Source organism: Bifidobacterium primatium (assembly GCF_002802875.1).
In the GTDB taxonomy this organism is placed as follows: domain Bacteria; phylum Actinomycetota; class Actinomycetes; order Actinomycetales; family Bifidobacteriaceae; genus Galliscardovia; species Galliscardovia primatium.
The window spans coordinates 86,438-108,758 of the sequence record NZ_PEBI01000003.1 but is presented as its reverse complement, the minus strand read 5'-3'; the positions used below and the strand labels follow the sequence as shown (position 1 = coordinate 108,758).

The 22,321-nt window shown below is 62.6% G+C and carries 26 protein-coding genes and 1 pseudogene; 10 read left to right on the top strand and 17 right to left on the bottom strand.

Annotated features, from left to right (window positions below):
• The first annotated feature begins 24 nt into the window (after positions 1 to 24).
• Positions 25 to 582, top strand: coding sequence for a large conductance mechanosensitive channel protein MscL (mscL, locus tag CS006_RS06545; protein ID WP_100511020.1), 558 nt, complete (start codon positions 25 to 27; stop codon positions 580 to 582).
• Between the two features lie 63 nt (positions 583 to 645).
• Here mscL and CS006_RS11120 read toward each other — a convergent pair.
• Both CS006_RS11120 and CS006_RS06535 read right to left on the bottom strand, forming a co-directional pair.
• Positions 646 to 792: pseudogene (locus CS006_RS11120) on the bottom strand (DapH/DapD/GlmU-related protein); the annotation flags it as partial.
• Between the two features lie 568 nt (positions 793 to 1,360).
• Positions 1,361 to 2,224 carry a LysR family transcriptional regulator gene (locus tag CS006_RS06535; RefSeq protein WP_100511018.1) on the bottom strand — a complete coding sequence of 288 codons (864 nt, stop codon included), beginning with the start codon at positions 2,222 to 2,224 and terminating at the stop codon, positions 1,361 to 1,363.
• 130 nt (positions 2,225 to 2,354) lie between these two features.
• Here CS006_RS06535 and CS006_RS06530 point away from each other — a divergent pair, with 130 nt between their 5' ends.
• Positions 2,355 to 2,834: a flavodoxin gene (locus CS006_RS06530; RefSeq protein ID WP_100511017.1), complete on the top strand. Its 480-nt coding sequence runs from the start codon at positions 2,355 to 2,357 to the stop codon at positions 2,832 to 2,834.
• 264 nt (positions 2,835 to 3,098) lie between these two features.
• On the top strand, positions 3,099 to 3,965 hold the full coding sequence (locus tag CS006_RS06525; protein ID WP_100511016.1) for an aldo/keto reductase: 867 nt from the start codon (positions 3,099 to 3,101) through the stop codon (positions 3,963 to 3,965).
• Positions 3,966 to 4,174: 209 nt separating this feature from the next.
• Here CS006_RS06525 and CS006_RS06520 read toward each other — a convergent pair whose 3' ends face one another.
• Both CS006_RS06520 and CS006_RS06515 read right to left on the bottom strand, forming a co-directional pair.
• Positions 4,175 to 5,323: a type II toxin-antitoxin system HipA family toxin gene (locus CS006_RS06520; protein ID WP_100511015.1), complete on the bottom strand. Its 1,149-nt coding sequence runs from the start codon at positions 5,321 to 5,323 to the stop codon at positions 4,175 to 4,177.
• Positions 5,320 to 5,595, bottom strand: a complete 276-nt coding sequence (locus CS006_RS06515; protein WP_207760016.1) for a helix-turn-helix domain-containing protein — start codon at positions 5,593 to 5,595, stop codon at positions 5,320 to 5,322. The genes CS006_RS06520 and CS006_RS06515 overlap by 4 nt, the downstream gene beginning before the upstream one ends.
• 193 nt (positions 5,596 to 5,788) lie before the next feature.
• Between CS006_RS06515 and CS006_RS06510 the strand changes: the two genes are divergently transcribed.
• A complete protein-coding gene (locus tag CS006_RS06510; RefSeq protein WP_100511014.1) occupies positions 5,789 to 6,697 on the top strand; it encodes a LysR family transcriptional regulator in 909 nt (302 codons plus the stop codon).
• Between the two features lie 35 nt (positions 6,698 to 6,732).
• Here the strand turns inward: CS006_RS06510 and CS006_RS06505 are convergent, their stop codons facing one another.
• The 6 genes from CS006_RS06505 to CS006_RS11115 all read right to left on the bottom strand — a co-directional run bounded on the left by CS006_RS06505 (position 6,733) and on the right by CS006_RS11115 (position 12,373).
• The gene (locus tag CS006_RS06505) at positions 6,733 to 7,587 is read right to left on the bottom strand and encodes an aldo/keto reductase (protein ID WP_100511013.1); all 855 of its coding nucleotides are present in this window, start codon (positions 7,585 to 7,587) and stop codon (positions 6,733 to 6,735) included.
• A 29-nt stretch (positions 7,588 to 7,616) separates the two neighbouring features.
• Complete coding sequence (locus CS006_RS06500; RefSeq protein ID WP_100511012.1) at positions 7,617 to 8,600, bottom strand: aldo/keto reductase; 984 nt, start codon at positions 8,598 to 8,600, stop codon at positions 7,617 to 7,619.
• A gap of 280 nt (positions 8,601 to 8,880) precedes the next feature.
• Positions 8,881 to 9,957, bottom strand: coding sequence for an aldo/keto reductase (locus tag CS006_RS06495; protein ID WP_100511270.1), 1,077 nt, complete (start codon positions 9,955 to 9,957; stop codon positions 8,881 to 8,883).
• 144 nt (positions 9,958 to 10,101) lie between these two features.
• The gene (locus CS006_RS06490; RefSeq protein WP_207760015.1) at positions 10,102 to 10,569 is read right to left on the bottom strand and encodes a GNAT family N-acetyltransferase; all 468 of its coding nucleotides are present in this window, start codon (positions 10,567 to 10,569) and stop codon (positions 10,102 to 10,104) included.
• Between the two features lie 41 nt (positions 10,570 to 10,610).
• The gene (locus CS006_RS06485) at positions 10,611 to 11,930 is read right to left on the bottom strand and encodes a ferric reductase-like transmembrane domain-containing protein (protein WP_100511011.1); all 1,320 of its coding nucleotides are present in this window, start codon (positions 11,928 to 11,930) and stop codon (positions 10,611 to 10,613) included.
• Between the two features lie 320 nt (positions 11,931 to 12,250).
• On the bottom strand, positions 12,251 to 12,373 hold the full coding sequence (locus tag CS006_RS11115) for a hypothetical protein (RefSeq protein WP_423734832.1): 123 nt from the start codon (positions 12,371 to 12,373) through the stop codon (positions 12,251 to 12,253).
• A 71-nt stretch (positions 12,374 to 12,444) separates the two neighbouring features.
• On the opposite strand from CS006_RS11115, the gene CS006_RS11110 reads away from it, so the two are divergent.
• The 4 genes from CS006_RS11110 to CS006_RS06465 all read left to right on the top strand — a co-directional run bounded on the left by CS006_RS11110 (position 12,445) and on the right by CS006_RS06465 (position 13,783).
• Positions 12,445 to 12,618, top strand: coding sequence for an NAD(P)H-dependent oxidoreductase (locus tag CS006_RS11110; RefSeq protein ID WP_100511010.1), 174 nt, complete (start codon positions 12,445 to 12,447; stop codon positions 12,616 to 12,618).
• On the top strand, positions 12,602 to 12,814 hold the full coding sequence (locus CS006_RS06475; RefSeq protein ID WP_100511009.1) for a hypothetical protein: 213 nt from the start codon (positions 12,602 to 12,604) through the stop codon (positions 12,812 to 12,814). The genes CS006_RS11110 and CS006_RS06475 overlap by 17 nt, the downstream gene beginning before the upstream one ends.
• Positions 12,815 to 12,887: 73 nt before the next feature.
• The gene (locus tag CS006_RS06470) at positions 12,888 to 13,286 is read left to right on the top strand and encodes a cupin domain-containing protein (RefSeq protein WP_100511008.1); all 399 of its coding nucleotides are present in this window, start codon (positions 12,888 to 12,890) and stop codon (positions 13,284 to 13,286) included.
• A 65-nt stretch (positions 13,287 to 13,351) separates the two neighbouring features.
• A complete protein-coding gene (locus CS006_RS06465) occupies positions 13,352 to 13,783 on the top strand; it encodes a hypothetical protein (RefSeq protein WP_100511007.1) in 432 nt (143 codons plus the stop codon).
• Between the two features lie 72 nt (positions 13,784 to 13,855).
• Here CS006_RS06465 and CS006_RS06460 read toward each other — a convergent pair whose 3' ends face one another.
• The 5 genes from CS006_RS06460 to CS006_RS06440 all read right to left on the bottom strand — a co-directional run bounded on the left by CS006_RS06460 (position 13,856) and on the right by CS006_RS06440 (position 18,630).
• Positions 13,856 to 14,398, bottom strand: a complete 543-nt coding sequence (locus CS006_RS06460; protein ID WP_100511006.1) for an NAD(P)H-dependent oxidoreductase — start codon at positions 14,396 to 14,398, stop codon at positions 13,856 to 13,858.
• A gap of 90 nt (positions 14,399 to 14,488) precedes the next feature.
• The gene (locus CS006_RS06455; RefSeq protein WP_100511005.1) at positions 14,489 to 15,907 is read right to left on the bottom strand and encodes a sensor histidine kinase; all 1,419 of its coding nucleotides are present in this window, start codon (positions 15,905 to 15,907) and stop codon (positions 14,489 to 14,491) included.
• Positions 15,904 to 16,584 carry a helix-turn-helix transcriptional regulator gene (locus tag CS006_RS06450; RefSeq protein ID WP_100511004.1) on the bottom strand — a complete coding sequence of 227 codons (681 nt, stop codon included), beginning with the start codon at positions 16,582 to 16,584 and terminating at the stop codon, positions 15,904 to 15,906. The genes CS006_RS06455 and CS006_RS06450 overlap by 4 nt, the downstream gene beginning before the upstream one ends.
• 91 nt (positions 16,585 to 16,675) lie before the next feature.
• Positions 16,676 to 17,152 carry a KdsC family phosphatase gene (locus CS006_RS06445; RefSeq protein ID WP_100511003.1) on the bottom strand — a complete coding sequence of 159 codons (477 nt, stop codon included), beginning with the start codon at positions 17,150 to 17,152 and terminating at the stop codon, positions 16,676 to 16,678.
• Positions 17,149 to 18,630 (bottom strand): MATE family efflux transporter, encoded by a 1,482-nt coding sequence (locus tag CS006_RS06440; protein WP_100511002.1) that lies wholly within the window; start codon positions 18,628 to 18,630, stop codon positions 17,149 to 17,151. Before CS006_RS06440 ends, CS006_RS06445 begins: the two co-directional genes overlap by 4 nt.
• Before the next feature lie 172 nt (positions 18,631 to 18,802).
• Here CS006_RS06440 and CS006_RS06435 point away from each other — a divergent pair, with 172 nt between their 5' ends.
• Positions 18,803 to 19,171 carry a metallopeptidase family protein gene (locus tag CS006_RS06435; protein ID WP_100511001.1) on the top strand — a complete coding sequence of 123 codons (369 nt, stop codon included), beginning with the start codon at positions 18,803 to 18,805 and terminating at the stop codon, positions 19,169 to 19,171.
• Positions 19,172 to 19,197: 26 nt separating this feature from the next.
• A complete protein-coding gene (locus tag CS006_RS06430; protein WP_100511000.1) occupies positions 19,198 to 19,485 on the top strand; it encodes an acylphosphatase in 288 nt (95 codons plus the stop codon).
• Between the two features lie 24 nt (positions 19,486 to 19,509).
• On the opposite strand, the gene CS006_RS06425 is transcribed toward CS006_RS06430, so the two are convergent.
• Together CS006_RS06425 and CS006_RS06420 are read right to left on the bottom strand one after the other, a co-directional pair.
• Entirely contained in the window at positions 19,510 to 19,713 is a 204-nt protein-coding gene (locus tag CS006_RS06425) for a YbdD/YjiX family protein (protein WP_100510999.1), read from the bottom strand.
• 142 nt (positions 19,714 to 19,855) lie between these two features.
• Positions 19,856 to 22,261, bottom strand: a complete 2,406-nt coding sequence (locus CS006_RS06420) for a carbon starvation CstA family protein (protein WP_100510998.1) — start codon at positions 22,259 to 22,261, stop codon at positions 19,856 to 19,858.
• Positions 22,262 to 22,321: the final 60 nt, after the last annotated feature.

The window sequence follows — 22,321 nt, the reverse complement described above, 5'->3', positions numbered from 1 at the left end:
GGAATCGTGCATTAGGGAGGAATCATGTCGAACGAATCGCATTCGCCGCTGCATCAGGCCACGCAGTCCACGGCCGCCCTGGCCAAGGGTGCGTTGAACGTCACGGAGGATACGGCGAAGAGGATCGTCTCGCTGACCGACAAGGGGCCGTTCGGCGGGTTCAAGAAGTTCATATCGCGTGGCTCGATGATCGACATGGCGGTCGGCGTGGTGATGGGTTCCGCTGTCACCGGCGTGGTCAACGCGATCGTCAAGTATTTCATCAACCCGCTGATCGCGATGATCGGCGGCAAGCCGGACATGTCGGCCATGCTCAACATCACGTTCAACGGGGCGACGATCTCGTTCGGATCCATCCTCAACGAGGTCATCAACTTCCTGCTCATCGGCGTGGCCGTGTATTTCTGCGTCATCCTGCCGATTAACAAGCTGCGCGACGTGACGGCGGCAGCGCTGGCGCGCGAGAAGGCCGATGCGGACGAGCAGGCCGGTCCGACGACGGAGGAGCGGACGCTCGCCGTATTGGAGGAGATTCGCGACGAGCTGAAACGCCGGGACGGCGAGGCCGCACGCGGCGAGTGACGCGACGGCGGCCGAATCCGGTCACGTGTTCGCGGAATCCGGCCGCCCCTCCGCCACGGTGCCGATGATTCGCGCCGGATTGCCGGCAACGATCGCATCGGCCGGCACGTCATGCGTGACGACGGTCCCCGCGCCGACAATCGCGTTGTCGCCCACGCCTACGCCCGGCAATATGATTGCGCCGGCGCCGATCCACACGCGCTCGCCGATCGTGATGGGGTGGGAGATGGTGGTGGGACGGTTATAGGGGTTGCGGTCGTGGTTGGTGGTGATGAGCTGCACGTTCGGCCCGATGAACGTGCCGTCGCCGATGGTGATGCCGCCGCGGTCCATCATCACGCACCCCCAGTTGACGAACACGTTTCGGCCCACGATGATGTTGCGGCCGAAGTCCGTGTGGAACGGCGGGTTCATGCGGAACGACGGGTCGACCGGATGGCCGACGATGCGTTCGAACATGCCGTGCGTCTCCTCGGGCGTGTGGTAGCCGGTGTTGAGTTCCGTGCACAGGCGCATGGCTTCGCGGATGATGCCGCGGATGGCGGCGTATTCGGGCTCATACGGCGAGACGGGTATGCCTCTGCGGTCCCGTTCGAGGATATCCGGGGTCGTCATGGTCGTTCCTTTCCGTCGGCGCTTCCGCGGGAAAGCGGTTCGTTGGTCGGTTTTATTGAACCGCCCTCGGAAAGGAATATCCAATAGTCATCGTCAATGCCGGTTCATGCTTTGCAAGCATGACGATGCGCATTTTGCAATCGCCCAGACGTTCGCCAGTGGCTCATGAATTCAGGAAGCGTCCAAACTCCGCCGCCGCAGGGGAGCGGGCCCCCTGCTTCTTCCATACGAGCACGGTGTCGCACGTCAGCACGGGGTCCAGCGGGATCATGCGGGCGGCGGGATAGGTGTTGCCAAGGTCGTAGCACAGGAACACGCCCACGCCGTTGGCCGCCATGTTCGCGCCGTTGCTGGGCAGGCTGCAGGATCCGGCGATGGTGAGTCGTTCGGCGCGTTCGGTTCCGAACCATCGGGCGATTATCCGGCGCACCGACTCGCGCGACGGCAGGATCAGCGGCTCGTCCTCCAGGTCCTCGGGCGTGACGGCGTCATGCGAGGCCAGTGGATGGTTCTCGGCCACGAGCGCACCCCAACGGTCGGGAACGTCCAGGCGGAGGTACTCGTACCGGCTGACGTCGATGGGTTCGGTGAGCAGGCCGAAGTCCATGAGCCCCTGTTCGATGCGGTCCTGGATGATGTCCGAGGTGGTGCTGGTCACCTGGAACCTCACGTTCGGATGAATCCTGCGGAACGCGGCCATGCGCTTGGAGAGAAAAGTCATGGCCCTCACCTCACCGCAGCCGATCACGATCTCGCCGCCGAGACCGCTTTCGGACTGTCTGAGCTCGATCTCGGTCTTGTCGGCCAGGGATACGATGGCCTGCGCGCGCTCACGCAGCAGACGCCCCTCATCGGTGAGGGTGATGGCATGGGGGCCGCGGCGGAACAGCGTGACCCCCAGCTCATCCTCCAACTGCTTCAGTTGGCGCGACAACGTGGGCTGGGAGATGCGCAGCAGCTGCGCCGCCCACGTGATGTTGCCCTCCTCGGCCACCGCCAGAAAATACCTGAGCACCCGCAGTTCCATGATTCCCGCCTTCCTCGCCTACATTGCATCATGCCCGAAAGGCATGACCGCATATCACCGTCACGTATTGGACATGGATGGGACGACGCCGTTCAATGGGCAATATCAAAGACAATGGAAAGGAACCATCATGGGCAAGCGAATGCTCGTCACCTATTTCTCCGCCACCGGCACCACGCGCGGCGTGGCCGAACGGCTCGTGCGCGCGATTGGTGCGGACCTGAAGGAAATCGTGCCGGCCCAGCCGTACACGGCTGCCGACGTCGACTGGCGCGACACAGGCAGCCGCTCCAGCGTGGAGCACCGGGACCGCGGCATGCGGCCCGCGCTCGCCGAACCGATTGACGTGGAGCCCTACGACGTGGTGTTCGTCGGCTATCCGCTGTGGTGGGAGACCGCGCCGCGCGTGGTGCGCACGTTCCTCGAAAGCGAGGACTGGACCGGCAGGACCATCGTGACGTTCGCCACGTCCGGATCCAGCACGCGCGGCGCCGACGGAGTCCAATTGCACGATTCCGCGCCCGCCGCCCGTTGGGTGCCGGGCCGCCGCATTGCCGCCTCCGAAAGCGAGGCCAGACTTGCCAAGTGGGTCGACGGATTGGACCTGTAGCAGACGCACGTGAATCCGCGGCCGTCGTCACGCCCTCCTCCTGTACCACGGCGATGAAAGTTGCGCGGCACCTTTAAGCTCCATGACGCTCGACCTCCCTGATTGCGATTCGGTTGGCCGGTCGTTACCGCCGACGAATAATACATTCGTTCGTTTTATTGATGTGGTTTTATCAGCCATCGGCATTGGTAATGGAATGCCGATGGCCGTATCGTCGAACGCATCAAACCGACAACAGCGAGTCAAGTTCGAAGGAAGTGCAGTATGGGAACCGTTGAGGCCATCACCCTGAACAACGGCGTGGAGATGCCGGCCATCGGCTACGGCGTCTTCCGCATGGACGACCCCGCCGACTGCGAACGCGCGGTGGACGAGGCGTTGGCGGCCGGCTACAGGTACATCGACACCGCCGCCGCCTACCTCAACGAGGAGGCGGTCGGTCGTGCGATTGCCGCGTCCGGCATTCCGCGCGGCGAGCTGTTCGTGTCCACGAAGCTGTGGGTCACCGACACCTCCTATGAACTCGCGCGTCCGGCGTTCATGCGTTCGCTCGACCGCCTCGGCCTCGACTACGTGGACCTGTATCTCATCCACCAGCCGTACAACGACGTGTACGGCGCATGGCGGGCCATGGAGGAACTGGTGGAGGAGGGCCGCATCCGCTCGCTCGGCGTGGACAACATGGACTCCGCCCGTCTCGCCGACTTCCTGCGCTTCGCCGGAACCACGCCGGCCGTCGACTTCATCCAGGCGAACGTCGGATACCAGCGGGAGACGGAGCGCGCATACATGACGGTACACGGCGTGCATATGGAGGCGTGGGCGCCGCTTGCGGCCGGATCGGCAGGCCTGTTCGGGAACCGGACGATGGCGGGCATCGCGGCCGCCCATGGCAGGACCGTGGCGCAGGTGGCGCTGCGTTGGCTCATCCAGCGCGGCATCACGCCGGTGGTCAAGTCCGCGAACCCCGAACGCATGTGCGAGAACCTCGACGTATTCGACTTCGCGCTCACGGACGAGGACATGACGGCCATCGCCGCGCTCGACACGGGTATTGACCCCAACGACACACGCGACACGGGCGACAAGGTCGACCGCTTCCTCGACTACGCGCTGACGCTGCGGCGCTGACATGTCCGAAAAGCCCGGATTTCCCGGTCGAGTCGCAAGATGCCATGTATTTCTCTCCGGATGGCCAACGAAGGAAACGGCTGATGGAATATGCCGGCTCCGCAACAGCGACGTGGCTGCCCATTGGATGCCGGTACGTCGCATCGTCTCCTCCGAAGGCGAGGACAGGATTGCCAAGTGGGTCGACGGCCGAGGTCTGTGAATCGGGATTAGTCACGCACAGTGAAGCCGGCGCCGGCAATGCGCTCCCGCATGTCCTTGGCGATGGACAGGCATCGGGCGCGCGGGATACCTGCCTTGGCGCCGATACCGGCCAGGTCGGCGAGCGTGATGCCCCGCCCCTTGCCGTTGACCGCCGTGGTGTGCTCGCCGTTGATGCCGGGGTTCTCGGTCAGATCGTAGGCGGGGGAGAGCCGCCAGGCGGCGTGCTCCCGGTCGTATAGGTAGGAGAAGTTCTTCGCGTGGTCATCACGGTTGCCGATGAACACGTTGAAGCACATGAGCCGATACATGCGCTCGCATTCCTCGGCACTGTCGGTCATGCGCATGGTCAGCCGCATGAGCAGTCCGTAATCCAGATTGGCGATGCGATGCGAGGTCTCCAACAGTCCGCCGGCCGATACCATGTGCACCTTGTGAGTGTTGCCGTCGGCCGGCCGAACACGGTCGAACCGCTTGGTTCCGAAATATCCGGAGCAGCGTTTCGATGGGAACAATCGGGTTTCCGGCATGGTGATGCCACATTCGCGAGCGAGATTCGAAATGCGGTATTCGGTCTCCCCGATGTCGGGTGGGTCCACGGATGAGGGGAACTTGATGATCCAATCCTCGTCGTCGATTGTGGTGAGGATCTTCGGTCGGGCGCCGCCGGAAGACCCTCCGAGGGCGAACAGCCGGTCGAGGTCGTCCGAGAAATCGGTATTCAGCAGATGCAGGCACTCCTGTGCGAGCGCGTCAAGATCGGCCGCATCGGTGTGCTTGTCATCGATCGGCGTCATGGGCTCATATTCCAACGCGCCCATGCCGCTCATGCCCACAATCGACAGGCGCGGCAACAGGCCGACCGTATACGGGTCGATGCCGTGCTGGCGTAGCATCCGGTCGGTGAGCAAACGACCCCAGCCGTCGGGCATGCTGTCGTCGAAGACTCCAAACATGCCGTCCAACGGGTTCCGTTTGGCGACGAACACACCTTCCCGCAGCGGCAGACTCAACGGGCTGATGGAGAATCCATGAGCCAGCCATGTCCGATCGTAGGCGAACGCCAGGGTGCGGTTCGGGGACATGGTGAGTGTACCGACCGATTCCCCGATATATGTAACTCGAATCTGGTCAAGATCCGGCAATGGGTTGGTCATGCGCGGCCTCCGTTCCGTCGTGCGGCTGCGGTGACATCGTCGATGGTCGCATAGTACGGCTGTGCGAACAACGCATCGAAATCCCGTTCGCAATGCAGCGCGAAGGCGATGTTCACCAACGAGCCAAAGGAGATCTCATGCGATTGCTCGAAGCGTCTGATCGACCCCAAGCTCACGCCGGACTTCTCCGCCAATGCGGACTGCGTTATGCCGTGCTCCTTGCGCCGTTTGACCATACAATCGGCGACACCGGCCATCACGTCGCCCGGCATAGGCTCATCCAACAAATCAAACATACTCATATATTAGCAATAATTGGTTATTATTCTAACAATTGCTATTATATGAGTATCTATGATGGTTGACTAAACGATGAAGTGCATCGTATGACGCCGATGGCGGTCAAACAATCCTGCCATGCGACGGGCGGTCCGCACGGGTCACGCATGCGATAGCATGGCGACTATGCTGAATCCGCAATTGGAGACGTTCGTCACGGTGGCCGAATCGGGGAGTTTCAATCAGGCCGCGAAGTCACTGTATGTGACGCCGTCGGCGGTGATCAAACAGGTCAACGCGCTGGAGACGCACTTGGAATTGCGACTGTTCGACCGGTCGAAACGCGGCCTGGCCCTCACCAAGGCCGGCGAATCGCTGCTGGCGGACACACGGTACATGGCCGGCTATGCAAAGGATTCGCTGGAACGTGCACGGCGGGCATCGCTGGCGGATACGGGCGAACTGGTGCGTATCGGTACCTCGCCGATGACCCCCGCCGGTTTCCTCGTCGACCTGTGGCCGGCCATCCACCGGTTGCAGCCGGGTCTGAAATTCGAACTGGTGCCGTTCGAGAACACGCCGCAGAATGCGCGCGAGATTCTTGGCAATCTGGGCCGTAGCATCGATGTGGTGGCCGGCGTCTATGATTCGGCGTTCCTCGCAAGCCGGCACTGCGAGGCGCTCTCGCTCGGCGACGTGCCGCTACGTTGCGCGGTATCCGTGCATCATCCGCTGGCCGGCAAGCGTCGTCTGCGGTTGGCGGATCTGACCGGCTATGATCTGATGATCATCCGTCGCGGTTGGAACCGGTCGGTGGACGCCCTGCGAGACGATCTCGAAGCGCACCATCACGGCATCATCATCGTGGATTTCGATTTCTACAGCATCGATGTGTTCAACCAGTGCGAGCAGCGTGATGCGGCGATTCTGACCATCGACTACTGGCATGGCGTGCACCCGCTGTTCAAAGCACTGCCCGTCGATTGGGATTACACCATCTCGTTCGGCCTATTGCATGGCCCGCGGCCTTCCGAGGCCACGCGGGCCATGCTCGACGCCGTCGCGCAGGTGGCGATGCCGAACGCGGCCCGTTGACTCCCTAGTCTGTCGAATGATTCCCGGCAGCCGGCTCAGTGGAGCTTGGCCACGTATTCGACGGCCTCGGGAGTGCGATGGTCGAAGAACTGGCTGGTGGCCGTGTCGAGCCTGGCGATGACGGCCATTTCGTCGGGCGTGAGCTGGAAATCGAACAAATCGAGGTTCTCGGCCATACGCTCCTTGTGCGTGGTCTTGGCAATCGGTACGACGCCGCGCTGGATGAGCCAACGCAGCACGACCTGGCCCACCGATTTGCCGTGGCGTTCGCCGATCGCGGTCAGTTCCGGATTGGTGAATAGGCCGCCTCGGCCTTCGGCGAACGGTGCCCACGCCTCGACCTGCACGCCGTATTTGGCGGCCCATTTCAGGGATTCGTTCTTCTGGTCGAACGGGTTGACCTCGATCTGGTCCACGGCCGGTACCACGTCCGCATGCAGGGCGAGGTCGACGAGACGGTCGGGGTAGAAGTTGCTTACGCCGATCGCGCGGATACGGCCGGCGCGGTACAGTTCGGTCATCGCGCGGTACGTGCCGTAATAGTCGCCGTATGGCTGGTGGATGAGCGCGAGGTCGAGGTATCCGAGGCCGAGCTTGCGCATCGATTCTTCCAATGAGGCCTTGGCCGGTTCGTATCCGGCTGCGTTGAGCCAGACCTTGGTGGTGACGAACAGGTCGTCACGGCTGACGATGCCCTCGCCGATGGCTCGCGCGATGCCGCGGCCCACGGCCTCCTCGTTGTAGTAGGACTGGGCGGTGTCGATGAGGCGGTATCCGGCGGCGATCGCGTCGTGGACCACGCGTGCGCACTCGTCGGCGTCCCTGATCTGAAAGACGCCGAAGCCAGCGGCGGGCATTGTGATGCCGTTGTTCAGGGTGATGGTTTCCATGGTTGCTCCTTCGCGTTTCGGGAATCGGGTTACCGGGCCTGATGCCCGCCGAACACGGCGGACATGGGAATCGAGTCGAGTGCGGCGTCCAGTCCACGCACCTCGTCGGCGGACAGTCGGATATCCGCGGCCTGTGCGTTCTCCCGAAGGCGTCCGATCTTGCGGCTGCCGGGGATCGGTACGATCCAGGGTTTCTTGCACAGCATCCAGGCGAGCGAGATCTGCGCGCTGGTCGCATGCTTGACATCGGCCATGTCGGCGATCAGGCGCAGCAGCCCGCGGTTTTGCCGTACGGCTTCGGGCGTGAACTGGGGCATGTCCGCCCGGTAGTCGGTGCCCGGCGTGAACCGGTCATGGCCCAGATACTTGCCGGTCAGGAAGCCGTTGGCCATGGGGGAGAAAGCCACGAAACCGATGCCCAGCTCCTGCAATACGGGGAACAATGCCTCGTATTTGCGGGCCATCATCGAATACCGGTTTTCCACGGCCGTGAGCGGGCAGACCGCATGCGCGCGCCGGATCGCGTTTTCATCGGCCTCGGAGATCCCCCAGTGGGCGATTTTGCCTTCGTTGATCAGCTCGCTCATTACGCCGGCCACATCCTCGACCGGCACCTGCGGGTCGAGCCGATGCTGGTAGTACAGGTCGATGCGCTCAGTGCCAAGTCTTTTAAGCGAACCTTCGACCGACCGGCGAATCACCTCGGGGCGGGCGTCCGGAATCGGCGCGCCGGTGCTCACATGCTCCAAGTGCACGCCGAACTTCGTGGCGATGACCAGATCGTCACGTTGCGTGCGCACTTCACGCAACGCCTTGCCCACCAGCTCCTCGTTGACGTACGGACCGTACACCTCGGTCGTATCGAAGAACGTGTATCCCATATCCACGGCCTTGAGAATCGCCTCGATGGCATCCTTGTCATCGGTCGGTTCTCCGTAGCCGTGCGAGAATCCCATACATCCCAGGCCGACGGCCGAGACCTTCAGATCCCTACCCAATGTGCGCGTATGCATGATCGTGGTTTCCTTACTGTGATGTGAAGACGATATTCCGGTTTCGCGTTGATGCCGTTCGTGATTACCACAATAAGAAAAACCCGCTCTGTAAGAACGGGTTTTGTAGACTCAATCAGTATTCGGCTATTTCCAAAATGGAATAAGCGGTGCGATTACTCGCTGAGCAGGGCCTCCTGCTCGGCCTTCACGTTGATGCGGAAGTCCGGGTAGAACGCGTACTCGTCATGCCCGGGTCGCACGCGGACGAAGCCTGACCCGGGTATGCGGCGATCCGCGGTCAGTGGTTGGTGAGCGCCTCCTGGGTGGGCTGGTAGCGGGCGCCCTCGATGGTGATGGAGTCGAGCGTGCGGTCGATGCCGGCGAGTTCTTCGGGCGTGAACGTGACGGCCGCGCCGCCGAGGTTCTGACGCAGACGGTCCATGTGCTTCGTGCCGGGGATCGGTGCAATCCACGGTTTCTGGGCGAGCAGCCAGCCGAGTGCGATCTGCGCGGGCGCCACATCCTTCGCCCGTGCCAGGGATTCGACATAGTCGCTCATCGCGATGTTATGCGCCATATAGTCGGGGGAGAAGCGCGGGATGCGGCTGCGGTAGTCGTCGTCCGCGAACCGGGTGGACGCGCTGAACCGTCCGGCAAGCATCGCCTTGCCGAGCGGGCTGAACGGCACCAGGCCGATGCCCAGCTCCTCCAACGTGGGAATCAGCTCCTCCTCGGGCTTCCTCCACCACATCGAATACTCGTTCTGCACGGCCGTGACCGGCGTGACCGCATGCGCCCGGCGCACGGTCGTGGGCGCGGCTTCGGACAGGCCCCAGTGCAGGATCTTGCCTTCGGCCATGAGCTCGCCCATCACGCCGGCCACGTCCTCGATCGGCACCTTCGTGTCGACGCGATGCTGGTAGTAGAGGTCGATATGGTCGGTGCGCAGACGCTTCAACGACCCTTCGACCGCCTTGCGGATCGTCTCGGGACGCGAATCGGTCTGCTGCACGCGGCCGGAGGAATCCAGCCGCGCTTCGCCCTCGCCCTCGCCGAACCCGCCGTGCAGGGCGAAACCGAACTTGGTGGCGATGACCACGTCGCCGCGGAACAGCTCCAACGCCTCGCCCACCAGCTCCTCGTTCGCGAACGGACCGTACACCTCGGCCGTATCGAAGAACCGTTCGCCCATCTCGTAGGCGGCACGAATCACGCGAATGGACTCGTCGTGCGGCAGGAACGGCGGCCAGCTCATCGTGAACCCCATGCAGCCGAGCCCTATCGCCGAGACCTCCAGGGCCGCGGAACCGGTGCCGAGCGTACGCGTCGGCAGATTGACTGGCGTAACGTCGTCGTATTCGTCATTGATGGGCATGATGCGTTCCTTTCCGAAGTCGGTTTCATTGAACCGCGATAGGAACGAAACGGCCAATAGTGTCGTTCGATGCGGCCCCATACCCGTTGAGCATGGGACCGCATGCCGGTACGACGCGTATCGAACCGCATCATCCGACGGCCGTCACACGCGGCGATCCGCGGCCGTGTCGTCACGCCAAATCATGCCGATGTGGGGGATGCCATCCTCCAGGAACTCGTCGGACACCTGCACGAAGCCGAGCCGCTCGTACATGCCGCGCGCATGGGTCTGCGCCTCGATGTGCACGACCGTCGCATCCGCGCGCGTCCTCGCTACATCCAATCCGGCCTCGACGATGCGCGTGCCCAGCCCCCGGCCGCGGCGCAGCGACAGCACGCGGCCGATCGACGTCTCGTCGAACGTGACGCCCGCGTCGATCACCCGACAGTAGGCGGCGATGCCGTCGTCGTCATGCAGAAACACATGCCAGCAGCGCCGGTCGGCGTCATCGACCTCCTGGTAGGCGCACTCCTGCTCGACCACGAACACGGCCACACGCACCCGATAGATCTCATACAGTTCGGCCGCGGTCAATTCCTCGAATCGTTTGATCGTCAATTCCAATGCCATGCACGCCAGTATACGAAAGCGCACGGCATCCGTCCGGAACGTCAGAACGCGAACGGCTCATAGCAGATGTCGGCCATGCGAACACCGGACCCGCGCAGCATCCTCCTGACCGCACGGTTCATCGACGCGGGACCTGCGATGAGATACACCGCCTCCGGCATGACCGCACGATTCAGCTCGTCGGGGGAGAACCGGCCGGTTTTGAGGATCAGCGTGTTGCCGGTGCGCCGCCTCCACGCCTCCAGCCCATCGCGGTACAGCAGCCCGTCGGCGTCGGAGGCCGAATACATCAGGACGATCCGACGACGGCCCCCATAGGAGAACGCCAGCGGCAGCAGCGGGGTGATGCCGATGCCTCCCGCATACATCACGATCGGCCGGTCGCCATCATGCTCGTCGAGGAACCGGCGGTAGCGGCCGAACGGGGGAAGCAGGTCCACGCGCTCGCCGGCCTGCGCGACCTGCGGAAGCCGACGGGTGAAGTCGCCGTCCGTGCGGATCGCGAACCGGACCATCACGTTCTTTCCGGCTGTGTCGTCGGGCGTGTTGATGATGGAGAATGGGTGATACTCCTTCATTCCCCAGACCTTGGGGAAACGGATGAACGTGAAGTCCCCCTCCTCCCACGTCATGCCGGTGACGCTTGGGGACGACGGCCGGACCCGCACGGCGAGTTCGGCCACACCGGGCGCGACCGTTCGGCAGCCGGCCACGACGCCGTGCCACGCCTTCGTGTGCCGGCCGATGCGGTCGAGAACATAGGAGGCCAGGACGAACAGGGTGGTCGCGTCGGCCATGATGATGAACGGGCGGGCTCGGACGATGTAGAAGATGAGGTGGAAGTGCGCCCATGCGAACACGACCGCCAGCAGCAGTATGCGATGCAGCCACACCGACGTCTCATGGCTCAGGACCCGCGCCAGCCGTGCGCGCAGCCGGGCGATGGGCGGCACCAGTTCGGCGATTGGCCGGGCCATGAACACCAGCGCCAGCAGCACGCCGAGGAACAGCAGCGTATAGGATACGCCTCCGGTGAGCCTGACCAGCGAGTAGGCGGGCAGGGCCATGCGATGCAATGCGGCCAGCACCAGGGCGAGCGTGCCGAGCACGCCGTGCATGACATACAGGTACGGCAGTCCGATGAGACGGTCGAGCCAATGCGGCCGGCAGGCGAGGTACACGGCCTCCAGCATCCACACGTAGGCGATCACGCCCAATGCGATCGGGCCCATGTGCGCGGTGCGGAACCCCGGGCTGATGGCTGCGGCCAATACCGCGACGAACGCTGCCGGAATCACGGCGAGCAGCATGGCCCACGTCAATGCGCGTCGGGCCGGGTCGTTGAGCAATGGTTTCGACATAATCAGTCCCCCTTCGTCTGGCACGGTAGCGTATGGGCCCAACAAGCGGATTCGGCGACGCCGATGCGAAGCACGGTGCCGCCGTCATGGGACTGGGGCAAGCGGTCCTGCCGGTCATGCTGTTCGTGTTCGGCGCGGCCGGCGTGCTCGGCAGCTGGGTCGCCGGACGCGTGCTGTCCGCCGACCCCCGCCGCACCCAGATGATCTACGGCGTCCTATTGCTCGCCGCACTGCTTGCGGTGCTGCTCGTCCCGGGCCGTTCGCCGCTGCAGGCCGTTGCGGTGATCGTCTGGGGCATCCTGTTCGGCGTCGGCAACAGCCTACAGCAGTACATCGTCACCACGTCCATGCCCCACGCCCCCGAATTCGCCAATGGCATGTCGATCGCCTTCGGCAACGTCGGTCACCGTGGGCACCACGGTCGGCGGCATGGCCATCACCATGCTCTCCATCCGTGCGGCCGCATGCGTGGCATGCCTGTTCGCCCTGATCCTGCTCGCACTGCTGACGGTGCGTGTCCGACTCGCCGACCACGTACATCGCAATCCACACGGCGGATGCGATCATCGTCATCTCGCCCGTCTACTACAACAACCTCGAGGCCCGGCTCATCACGGCCATCGACCGCATGACCCGATACCTCGACGGTCAAACCGAAAGGACAAACGACCATGATCAACGACCGTGATGACCGACACGGCAACATCGCCAATCGGCGCGGCGGCATCGCCTCACGATTCAAGGGCAGAGACCTCGAATTCGCGGAGATCCTCAACCGATCCATCGGACGGGACGCGACCAAGACGAACCGACTGAGCGCACGGGAACGCCGAACGGTGGGAGGCCATGCATTGGCCATGCGTGCAGGACATGGCGTCCCATGAAACGACGCTATTGGCGATACGGCGGCGGATGCCGTGTAATGGGACCGAACGATCCACGAAAGGACAAGAAATCATGGAGAATCCGAGTCCATTCCCGATGGGCAAGCCGAACGATGCCTACGCCCAGTATTTCGAAGGCCGGAGCTGGCTTGCGCCGCTTGCCGGCGACGATCAGGTCAATGTCGCGAACGTGACGTTCGAACCGGGATGCACGAATCACTGGCACATCCACCACGGCGTATGCCAGATCCTGATCGCCGTGGGCGGACGAGGCTACTACCAGATCGAAGGCCAAGAGCCGGTGGAGCTCAAGCCCGGCGACGTGGCCTATATCCCGCCGGAGACCAAGCACTGGCACGGCGCCGCCCCGAACGAGGCGTTCGCGCACATCGCCGTCATGCCCAAGAGGGACGGCGCAAGCAACGAATGGCTCGAATCGGTCGACGACGAGGCATACCGCAGCCTCGCCTGACCGCACGCTGGGCATACGGGCCGTGCTGCTTCTGGTTCCCGACGGTTTCCCGCCGTCATGGACCTATGATGGTCGTGTGGGCGTCCTGCCATCCGCCGAGGAACAGCGGTCAATACGGTTTCGCCCTTGCCTGCGAATCGGGAAATCAGGAGGGGCCTATGATCATCGCCGGACTGTTCATACTGCTGATCGCGCTCTACGTCGGCATGCTGGCCGTGATGACCCTCGGTCTGGTGGCCTTGGGCGTGGGCGCGGCCCTGGCGGTCGGCGCGGGTATCTGTCTGGGCATCGCCTTCCTGCTTGCCGTCGAGGGGGCGGCGTTGCTGGCATGGCGGGCGTGGCGCCGGTACAAGGGAAGGCCCGTTCCTTCGTGGTGCAAGGCCGCCGGTGTGGGAATGGCCGCGGTAGGGGGAGTCTGGTTCGTCGTCTCCTGCGCCCTGCTCATTCTGCTGGTGACGCAGATGGTCGGCCTGTTCGTTTGGAACCAACCAATCTGACGAAAAAGGCCGTGGATCCGGCTCAAGGACGAAGTCCCGTCGGTTTCCACGGCCTGTGATGGTCGGCGTCGTCTAGCCGCGCAGAACCTCCGCGTATCGTTCGGCGGCATCGGCAAGCCGCTCCTCGGTCAATCCGTCCGGCGTGCAGGCGTATACAGCGAACGGCTCGACCCACTGCGCGCCCACGTATTCGGTGGTGATGCGCATCGGGTTGAGCGTCTCGTCCATGGTGGCGCGGAACCTGCCGTCATGCTGGTATTCGTCCTCCGTGCTGCCGGCGGTCACGGCGCACATGATCTTCTTGCCGGCGAGATTGTCGCCGCCGGGGCCGTATGCCCACCCGTAGGCGAGCACCTCGTCCTCCCACTTCTTAAGCAGCGAGGGAGAGGAATACCAGTAGACGGGGAACTGCCAGATGATGCGGTCGGCCTTGAGCAGTTCGGCCTGTTCGGCGGCCACGTCGATTTTGCCGTCCGGGTAGAGCGCGTACACGTCGCGCACCGTAACGCCGTCGACGCCCCGTGCGGCCTCAGCCAGCTTCCTGTTGGCCACGGATTCGGATTCCAGACTGGGGTGGAACACCAGTACCAGCGTGTTTTCGGCGTTGCCTGCCATGATTCGCTCCTTTGCCGGATTCGTATGCTTCACTTGGCGATGATAGCCGAAACGCATGGCATCAAGGCGTCAAGGGCGCCGAGACCGAAGTCAGCGCAGCGGGACCAGTGCGTCGATGGTCCACGTGCCGTCCTGGATGCCGGTGTTGAATTCGCCGCCGATGGCCTCGACGGCCGTACGGTGAAGGCCGAGGCCACGTCCCGAACCCAGCCCCTGTATCGCCTCAGGCGCCTCGCGTACGGGGTTCACTTCGGTGATGCGCATCGTGGCGTCATCGACCGTAATGAACACGTCGTACGCGTCGTCCCCCGGCATGCAGTGCCGCAGGATGTTTGCATAGACCTCCTTCAGCAGATCGCGGATGAGACCGAGCCGAGTGGAATCCATCGCGGCGGCGGAACCCTTCCAATGGGTGGTGCCATGGTATCCCAGTTCACGCAGTTTGGTCTCCTCGGCGTCGGCCAGCCGTCTCAACGCCTCGGTGCCGGCGGTCGCTTTCCCATCCATATGGGGGCTGCCGTCCCGTTCACCGTCCAACAGCAAGTCGATCACCTTGTGGATGCCATCGAGCGCCGCATGCGTGCGCTGATTGATGGCATCCATCGTCGCCGCAAGCTGCGGGTTCGAGGAGGCGTCGAACTGGGAGCGCGCCTGATAGGAGAGCATCACCACCTGGGACAGGTCGTTGGTCACGGAATCGTGGATCATGCCGGCGAGCCGCTGGTTGAGCCGCGTCCGCGAGAGCTGCCGCGTCATGCGACGCCGCTCGCGCTCGTCGATGCGGAGCCTGTCGCGGCCCTTCGCATACATGCCGTAGGCGACGAACACGTACATAAACAGCGTGGACGTCACGGCCAGCAGCATGGTGATGGGGGAGGACGGCGCTATGCTCCAGCCCATGGTGTGCGGGGATGCGCCGGCAGTTCCGTCGGCCACAAGCATCGCATCGACGTATCCCGCGACGATGCCGGCGATCGGGTTGAGCGCACCGAACATGGCCGGTCGGATGACGCCCCCGTCGAGCAATACGGCCGAACCGATCTCGACGCCCACGCCGACGACGGGCGCCACGGCTCCCAGCCATTTTGGCATGAGGTATCCGATGCCGAGCAGTACGGCGAGATACAGCGGCCATACGTCGGCAATCATGTAGACGCGCGTGGTCACGCATACGACGGGCATGATGATGAGCAGGATCGGCCCCATGGCGCGCGGCCACCGTTTCCATAATGCCAGGGCCGCGTATGCGATGAGATAGCACGCCTGTACGCCGATGGGGGATCCGGAGCCGTCCGTCATGGCGTAGACGTTGCCGAAGGCCAGCAATATCAGCATGACGAGGGCGGTTTTGCCGATGAAATGCGGTTCATGCCACCATTGGAGCACATGCTGCCATAGCGTTGCCGGCGACCCGCCCTCCAGCGGTTCGACGCGTTCGCCAGTCTTATCCGTGATTGTGTTGTCTTCGGGTTCCGTTTCGGTGTTCGTATCATTCATGTTCGTGCTCATGCTCGTTCCTCGCTCATCCAAATCGCGATGGCCTGCGCCAGTGTGACTGCCCCCAGTTTCCTTTCCGCCCGGTGGGCGTGTGTGCGGATGGTGCTGGAGCCGACGCCCCATTCCTTCGCCAATCGTTCGAAGGTGTAGCCGCGCGACATCATCTCCAATGTCTCCACTTCCTTGTCGGTCAGGAGAGGAAGGTCCTGCGACAGGTCGGTGGCGAGACGCCGGTGTGCCTGTTCGGCGGTCTCGAATGATATCGGATCGTCGTAGGGGACGGTGCCGCCGTCGGCGACGATGCGCATGGCGCGGGCGAGCGCGGGCATGTCGGATTTCGATGCGATGCCCTGGGCTCCCGCATCGGCCGCGGCCTTCGCGTAGATGTGCAGGGGGAACGAGGTGACGGCGAGCATTGGCATGTGCGGGGTGCGTGAGCGTATGCGCCGGCAGACCGCCGCACCGCTGTCGCGGCCGAGGGACATGTCCATGAGCAGCATATCCGTCCGGGTCGTCGGGTTCAGGGCCCGCCGTACCGCCGTGTTCGGCGAATCGGTCGTCCAGATGAACCTGCCGCCGGGCAGGAGCTTTGGCGCGATGGCCTGCAATGCCATCAATGTCATGGCGTCGTTGTCGACGGCGGCCAAGCTGATGCGTCCGTCGCCGTTGTCGCTTTCGTGTTCTGTCATGGCTGCCACAGTAACCGCCTTGGAACGAGAACGTCCGGTATCGTAGTCATTCGTTGACCACGACACCGGACGGGATGTATGAATGGTCCGTTTATCGGCTTTCGTTGAGTCGGAGGAGATATTCGATGAACTCGCGTACGGCGCCGCGGCCGCCGTCGCGATGGCACACGTAATCCACGACGTCGACGATGCCCCGCGATGAGTCGGCAGGGCAGCCGGAGACGCCGGCGAACCGGATGGCCTCCAGATCGTTGAGGTCGTCGCCGATGTAGGCGACCTCGGAGGCATCCAGTCCACGCTCCTCCATGAGACGACGCAGCAACGGCAGCTTGTCGTGCACGCCCTGATACAGCGCCGAAATGTTCAGCTCATGCGCACGATAGGCGAGAATGCGGGAATCACGTCCGGTGATGATCATCGGTTCGATGCCGGCGGCCGGCAGAAGATGCTTGATGCCGTACCCGTCCTTCGCGTTGAACGCCTTCATCATCTCGCCGTCGGGGCCGATGAGGATGCCGCCGTCGGTCAGGGTGCCGTCGACGTCCATCACCAACAGTCTGATCGTCATGATTCCGTATTCTCCTTGACAGTGCCGGCCTTGATCGCACCGTCCCTGCGCGAGCCTCCGCGCAGCTCGGGCAGCATGATATAGAACAGGATTCCCGCCATAATCGCCGTAATCAGGTCGGCGATCGCCTGCGAGGCGATGACGCCCTGATAGCCGACGATACGGGAAGCGACCGCCAACACGATGACCAACACCACACCCTGGCGGCTGATGGACAGAATGAACGCGCCCATGGCCTTGCCCGTCGATTGGAACGTGCACGTGGTCACCATGACGACACCCACGCATACAAGACTCAACAACTGCACGCGAAGCATTCCCGCACCAAGGTCGATGATATGCGGGTCGTTGATGAAGAATCCCATAAGCTCACGGTCGAACACACTCAACACAATCGTCATGACGATGGCGAAACAGCTGAGGAAAACATAGGAGAACCGCAGAATCCCCGCCAGACGCTTCATGTTACGGGCGCCGTAGTTGTAGCCGATAAGCGCCTGCGCGCCGAACGCGAAGCCCACGAACACGGACACGGCAATCAGCACCACCTTCAACGCGATACCCATCGCCGCCACCGGATCATTGCCATATCGCAGCAGATACAGGTTCACCATGACGATGCCGAAACTCTGCGTAAGATTCGTGATGGCGGCGGGAATGCCGATCACGAGGATGTCCTTGATCTCCAAACCGGTGATGTTCAGACGACGACGGCGCACCGGCACGGGACGTTCGACGAACTCCCTGCCATAGGTCTTCGTGGAAGCCCTACGTGGCGCACCGGAGAAACGCATGAGCATAAGCCGCGGATCCACCGACAGATTGGTGCTCCGGAAGATGAGGAACCAGACAAGATACGCGTCGGTGCACACGTTCGCCAATACGGTGGCAATCGCCGAACCCGCGGCACCCCACCCGAGCACGTGAATGAACAGCGGGTTGAGGATGATGTTCAGCACCGTACCCGCAATCTGGCCAATCATCGACGGCACCGCATGGCCCTCGGTGCGCAGCTGATTCACCGGCGTCATCGACACGATGATCAACGGCGAACCGATGATGATCCACGTGTAATACGCCGACGCATGAACCCACGTCGCCTCATTCGCGCCCAGCATCGACAGAATCGGACCACGAAACACCAGACCGCAGACAAGAATCACGGCGCCGATAAGCAACGACCCATAAAAACTGAACACGCTCAACCGCCTGCCATCCGCATAACGATGCTGGCCGAACAGACGGGAAATCACCGAACTGCCACCAAGACCGAAAATATCGCCGATCGCAATCATCACCATGAACACCGGCGCCGACAACGAGACGCCCGCAACCATATTCGCATCACCCGTATGCGCTATGAAATACGTATCCACCATGTTGTAGACCAACGTGACGAGCATGCTCATCACCACCGGCATCGCCAGACTGAAATACGCCTTCGGAATCGGCGCCCTCTCAAACAGTTCGTTATCCATCAACAGCCTCAAAAACTACAATCAGCCACTTCTTCCAACACAGGCCGAAAAACGATAAACCCCGTCAGGCCCAAGCGTAGTAAACCGCACAGGCATGGACATTCCGTCGGTCGATGGGGCATAGAACAGTAGAAGCCAAACAATCATCAACGACAACGGAAGAGGCACGCCGATGCACATCAGCGACCAGGACTTCGAAACCGCAATAGAAGAAGCACTCGGCCTCCTACCCGAACGATTCCACCGGGCGCTCGCCAACATCGGCATCGCCATGGACGACGAACCCAACGAACGCGAACTCGCCGCCATGGAAGACCCCTGCGGCGAACTCCTGGGACTCTACGAAGGCATACCGCTGCCACAGCGAACAAACAGCTACGGGGGAGTGATGCCGGACATCATCACCATATTCAAAGGCCCCCACGAACGCATCTGCGCCACCCATGAGGAACTCGTCACACAGATACGAAAAACCGTCATGCACGAAATCGGCCACTACTTCGGATTCGACGACGACTACCTGCACGCCCACGGATACTGAACCAACCACCACAACCACACCACACCATGACCCACGACGACACCACAACCCGCATACACGTCACCATCACCGGACTCGTCCAAGGAGTAGGATTCCGCTACTTCGCCACAACCCAAGCCCGACGATACGGCATCACCGGCTGGGCACACAACAGACACAACGGATCCGTCGAAATCGAAGCGCAAGGCCAAGCCGACAACCTCAGACAATTCACCAGGCAACTCCACAAAGGCCCACGATGGAGCAACGTGGAACACATCACCATCACCGAAATACCAGCTCTCGCCAACGAGCGGACCTTCATCGTGAAATGATCCGGACCGTAAGAACCTAATCTCCTAGCAGCAGCCGGTCGACTGATGCGTCTCATTGAAGTCGTCGCGGGCACGCCAGAACTCGCGCTCGCTCATCGGCTCATGGTCGGGATGGTTGCGGCGATGACGCTCCACATAGCGCTCGTAGGCATTCTCTCCGGTCAGGTCGCGCCAGAACGCACGGAACTCATGCCAAGTGTCGCGGATGGTCGTCATATTCACGTTCATTTCTGCATCTCCTTGGACCGTTCCCTCCGGTCCGTCATCACAACGTCATGAAAACGTCCCTGAAATCCATTATGGCCACCGAACGGAGGGAATCCGGTTCGGTGGCCATAATGCATGTCATCGGCCTAACGGCGGGCGTTCATCACGCCGGCTGCTTGACCTTGCCCTCCAGCTCGTCACGCTGTTCGCGGCTGAGACCGGGGATGAGCTCCGGGTCACCGACGATCGCGTACTCCTTGACGAGCTTGCGGTCGAGCTTGGACGGAATCATCGTCACCGGGGCGAAGAAGTTGGATTCGACGAACGGATCCTCGCTGGTGGCGGTGTCCTTGGTGCGGATGGTCTGCACGATGCGGACGATGCCGCACACCATGACGAACGCCACGGTGACGAGGAACACAGCCGACAGCGTGCCCTGGATGAACGTGTTGCGTACGATGGCCTTCTCGACCTCGATCTCGGCCGGGTCGGTCAGCGTGGCGAGCTTCGCGTTCGCGTCACGCCACTGCTGCCAGTAGCCGACGGCGGGGTCGGTGGAGAAGATCTTCTGCCACGATGCCACGAAGGTCACGGCCGTGTCGAACACGAGCGGAATCAGAGGAATCCACACGTACTTGACGAAGCCCTTGCGCACCACCATCACGGTGACCACGAGCAGTGCCACGGCGGCTATCAGCTGGTTGGCTATACCGAATAGCGGATATAGCGTCTGGATGCCGCCTCGAGGATCGGTGACGCCCATGAGCAGCAGAGAGCCCCATGCCGCGACTACGACGCCGGTGCACAGCCATGCGCCGATGCGCCATGACGGGTCCTTGAACTTGGGCCAGATGTTGCCCAATGCATCGGACAGCTGGAATCGCGCGACTCGCGTCACCGCATCAACGGCGGAGAGGATGAACAGGGCCTCGAACATGATGGCGAAGTGGTACCAGAAGCCCATCATCGCTCGTCCGCCGCCTATCTGGTGCAGAATGTGCGCCATGCCTACCGCCAGCGTAGGCGCACCGCCGGTACGGGAGACGACGGAGGGTTCGCCCACGTCCTTGGCGAGCTGACGGTATGCATCGGCGTCGGTGTAGACCTTGTCGTTGCCGTTGGCATCCCAGGAATCCCACTCGGCGTGAATCTTGTTGCCGTGCACGTCGGTGACGCCGAGGTTCTTCACGGCCGCGGCCATGATGTCCTCCTTGTCCTTGGCGACCTGCACGACCGCCGTGCCGGCGAGCTTCTCACTGGTGGCCTCGGACGTGTTCATGCCGAAGTAGATGCCCTGGTTGAGGGAGATGGCGGCCACGATGGCCATGACGGCCACGAAGGACTCCATGAGCATGCCGGCGTAGCCGATCATGCGGGCCTGGCTTTCCTTCTGGATCATCTTCGGCGTGGTGCCGGAGGAGACCATGGCGTGCATGCCGGAGAGGGCGCCGCAGGCGATGGTGATGAACAGGAACGGGAAGATGGCGCCGGCGAACACCGGGCCGTCCGTATTGGTGGCGAAAGCGGTGACGGCGGGCATCTCGACGATCGGGCGCACGATGATGATGCCGAGGGCGAGGATGCAGATGGTGCCGACCTTCATGAAGGTGGAAAGGTAGTCACGAGGGGTCAGTAGCAGCCAGACCGGCAGGATTGCGGCGAAGAAGCCGTAGATGACCATGCACCACACCAATGCGGTGGGGGACAGGTGCAGGTACTGCTGGCCGAAGGAGGACTCGGAAACCCAGCGGCCGGCGATGATGACGAAGATCAGCACGGCGAAGCCGACGATGGAGACCTCGGTGATCTTGCCGGGCTGTACGTAACGCAGCCACAGGCCCATGCAGATGGCGATCGGGATGGTGCAGCCCACGGAGAACACGCCCCACGGGGATGCGGCCAGCGCGTTCACGCAGATCATGGCGAGCACGGCGAGCACGATCATCAGCATGACGAACACGATGATGGTGGCGACGGAACCGCCGATCTTGCCGATCTCGTCCTTGGCCATCTGGCCGAGGGAGCGGCCTCCACGACGCATCGAGAAGAACAGGACGAGCATATCCTGTACGGCGCCGGCGAGGCACACGCCCACGATGATCCAGATGGTGCCGGGCAGATAACCCATCTGCGCTGCCAGGATCGGTCCGACCAGCGGGCCGGCGCCGGCGATGGCGGCGAAGTGGTGGCCGTAGAGCACCACGCGGTTGGTGGGATCGAAGTCCTTGCCGTTGTTGATGCGCTCGGCGGGTGTGGCGTTGCGGTCATCGGGCTTCATGATCTTCTGCTGGATATACAGCGCGTAGAAGCGGTAGGCGATCGCATACGTGCACACGGCCGCAATGACGAACCAAATGGTGTCGACCTGCTCGCCTCGGACGATGGCAATCATCGTCCATGCAAGCACGCCGAGAGCCGTGATGATCACCCATATGATGACCTTCTTCGGCGTCCATTTGTAATCGGGCTCCACACCTACGGGGACACCCTGCTTGTTCCTGATGATGCGGGATTCCTCTTCCTCGGTGTAAGAAGGAATCTTCTTGTTTTCAGCCACTGTTGTTGACATGGCCCCTTCTCCTTACAGAAACGCGACTCTGCGTTTCTGGTTTGTAAGGATAGTTTGAAG

Excerpts from the sequence above, each read along its gene's own strand:
- CS006_RS06420 (WP_100510998.1), bottom strand. The coding sequence starts at position 22,261 with ATGTCAACAACAGTGGCTGAAAACAAGAAGATTCCTTCTTACACCGAG.
- CS006_RS06460 (WP_100511006.1), bottom strand. The coding sequence starts at position 14,398 with ATGGCAGGCAACGCCGAAAACACGCTGGTACTGGTGTTCCACCCCAGT.
- CS006_RS06525 (WP_100511016.1), top strand. The coding sequence starts at position 3,099 with ATGGGAACCGTTGAGGCCATCACCCTGAACAACGGCGTGGAGATGCCG.
- CS006_RS06510 (WP_100511014.1), top strand. The coding sequence starts at position 5,789 with ATGCTGAATCCGCAATTGGAGACGTTCGTCACGGTGGCCGAATCGGGG.
- CS006_RS06520 (WP_100511015.1), bottom strand. The coding sequence starts at position 5,323 with ATGACCAACCCATTGCCGGATCTTGACCAGATTCGAGTTACATATATC.
- CS006_RS06435 (WP_100511001.1), top strand. The coding sequence starts at position 18,803 with ATGCACATCAGCGACCAGGACTTCGAAACCGCAATAGAAGAAGCACTC.
- CS006_RS11115 (WP_423734832.1), bottom strand. The coding sequence starts at position 12,373 with ATGGTGATGGCCATGCCGCCGACCGTGGTGCCCACGGTGACCGACGTT.
- CS006_RS06470 (WP_100511008.1), top strand. The coding sequence starts at position 12,888 with ATGGAGAATCCGAGTCCATTCCCGATGGGCAAGCCGAACGATGCCTAC.
- CS006_RS06535 (WP_100511018.1), bottom strand. The coding sequence starts at position 2,224 with ATGGAACTGCGGGTGCTCAGGTATTTTCTGGCGGTGGCCGAGGAGGGC.
- CS006_RS06425 (WP_100510999.1), bottom strand. The coding sequence starts at position 19,713 with ATGAACGTGAATATGACGACCATCCGCGACACTTGGCATGAGTTCCGT.
- CS006_RS06455 (WP_100511005.1), bottom strand. The coding sequence starts at position 15,907 with ATGAGCACGAACATGAATGATACGAACACCGAAACGGAACCCGAAGAC.
- CS006_RS06450 (WP_100511004.1), bottom strand. The coding sequence starts at position 16,584 with ATGACAGAACACGAAAGCGACAACGGCGACGGACGCATCAGCTTGGCC.
- CS006_RS06490 (WP_207760015.1), bottom strand. The coding sequence starts at position 10,569 with ATGGCATTGGAATTGACGATCAAACGATTCGAGGAATTGACCGCGGCC.
- CS006_RS06465 (WP_100511007.1), top strand. The coding sequence starts at position 13,352 with ATGATGGTCGTGTGGGCGTCCTGCCATCCGCCGAGGAACAGCGGTCAA.
- CS006_RS06500 (WP_100511012.1), bottom strand. The coding sequence starts at position 8,600 with ATGCATACGCGCACATTGGGTAGGGATCTGAAGGTCTCGGCCGTCGGC.
- CS006_RS06515 (WP_207760016.1), bottom strand. The coding sequence starts at position 5,595 with ATGCCGGGCGACGTGATGGCCGGTGTCGCCGATTGTATGGTCAAACGG.
- CS006_RS06485 (WP_100511011.1), bottom strand. The coding sequence starts at position 11,930 with ATGTCGAAACCATTGCTCAACGACCCGGCCCGACGCGCATTGACGTGG.
- mscL (WP_100511020.1), top strand. The coding sequence starts at position 25 with ATGTCGAACGAATCGCATTCGCCGCTGCATCAGGCCACGCAGTCCACG.
- CS006_RS06495 (WP_100511270.1), bottom strand. The coding sequence starts at position 9,957 with ATGCCCATCAATGACGAATACGACGACGTTACGCCAGTCAATCTGCCG.
- CS006_RS06445 (WP_100511003.1), bottom strand. The coding sequence starts at position 17,152 with ATGACGATCAGACTGTTGGTGATGGACGTCGACGGCACCCTGACCGAC.
- CS006_RS06530 (WP_100511017.1), top strand. The coding sequence starts at position 2,355 with ATGGGCAAGCGAATGCTCGTCACCTATTTCTCCGCCACCGGCACCACG.
- CS006_RS06430 (WP_100511000.1), top strand. The coding sequence starts at position 19,198 with ATGACCCACGACGACACCACAACCCGCATACACGTCACCATCACCGGA.
- CS006_RS06440 (WP_100511002.1), bottom strand. The coding sequence starts at position 18,630 with ATGGATAACGAACTGTTTGAGAGGGCGCCGATTCCGAAGGCGTATTTC.
- CS006_RS06505 (WP_100511013.1), bottom strand. The coding sequence starts at position 7,587 with ATGGAAACCATCACCCTGAACAACGGCATCACAATGCCCGCCGCTGGC.
- CS006_RS06475 (WP_100511009.1), top strand. The coding sequence starts at position 12,602 with ATGATCAACGACCGTGATGACCGACACGGCAACATCGCCAATCGGCGC.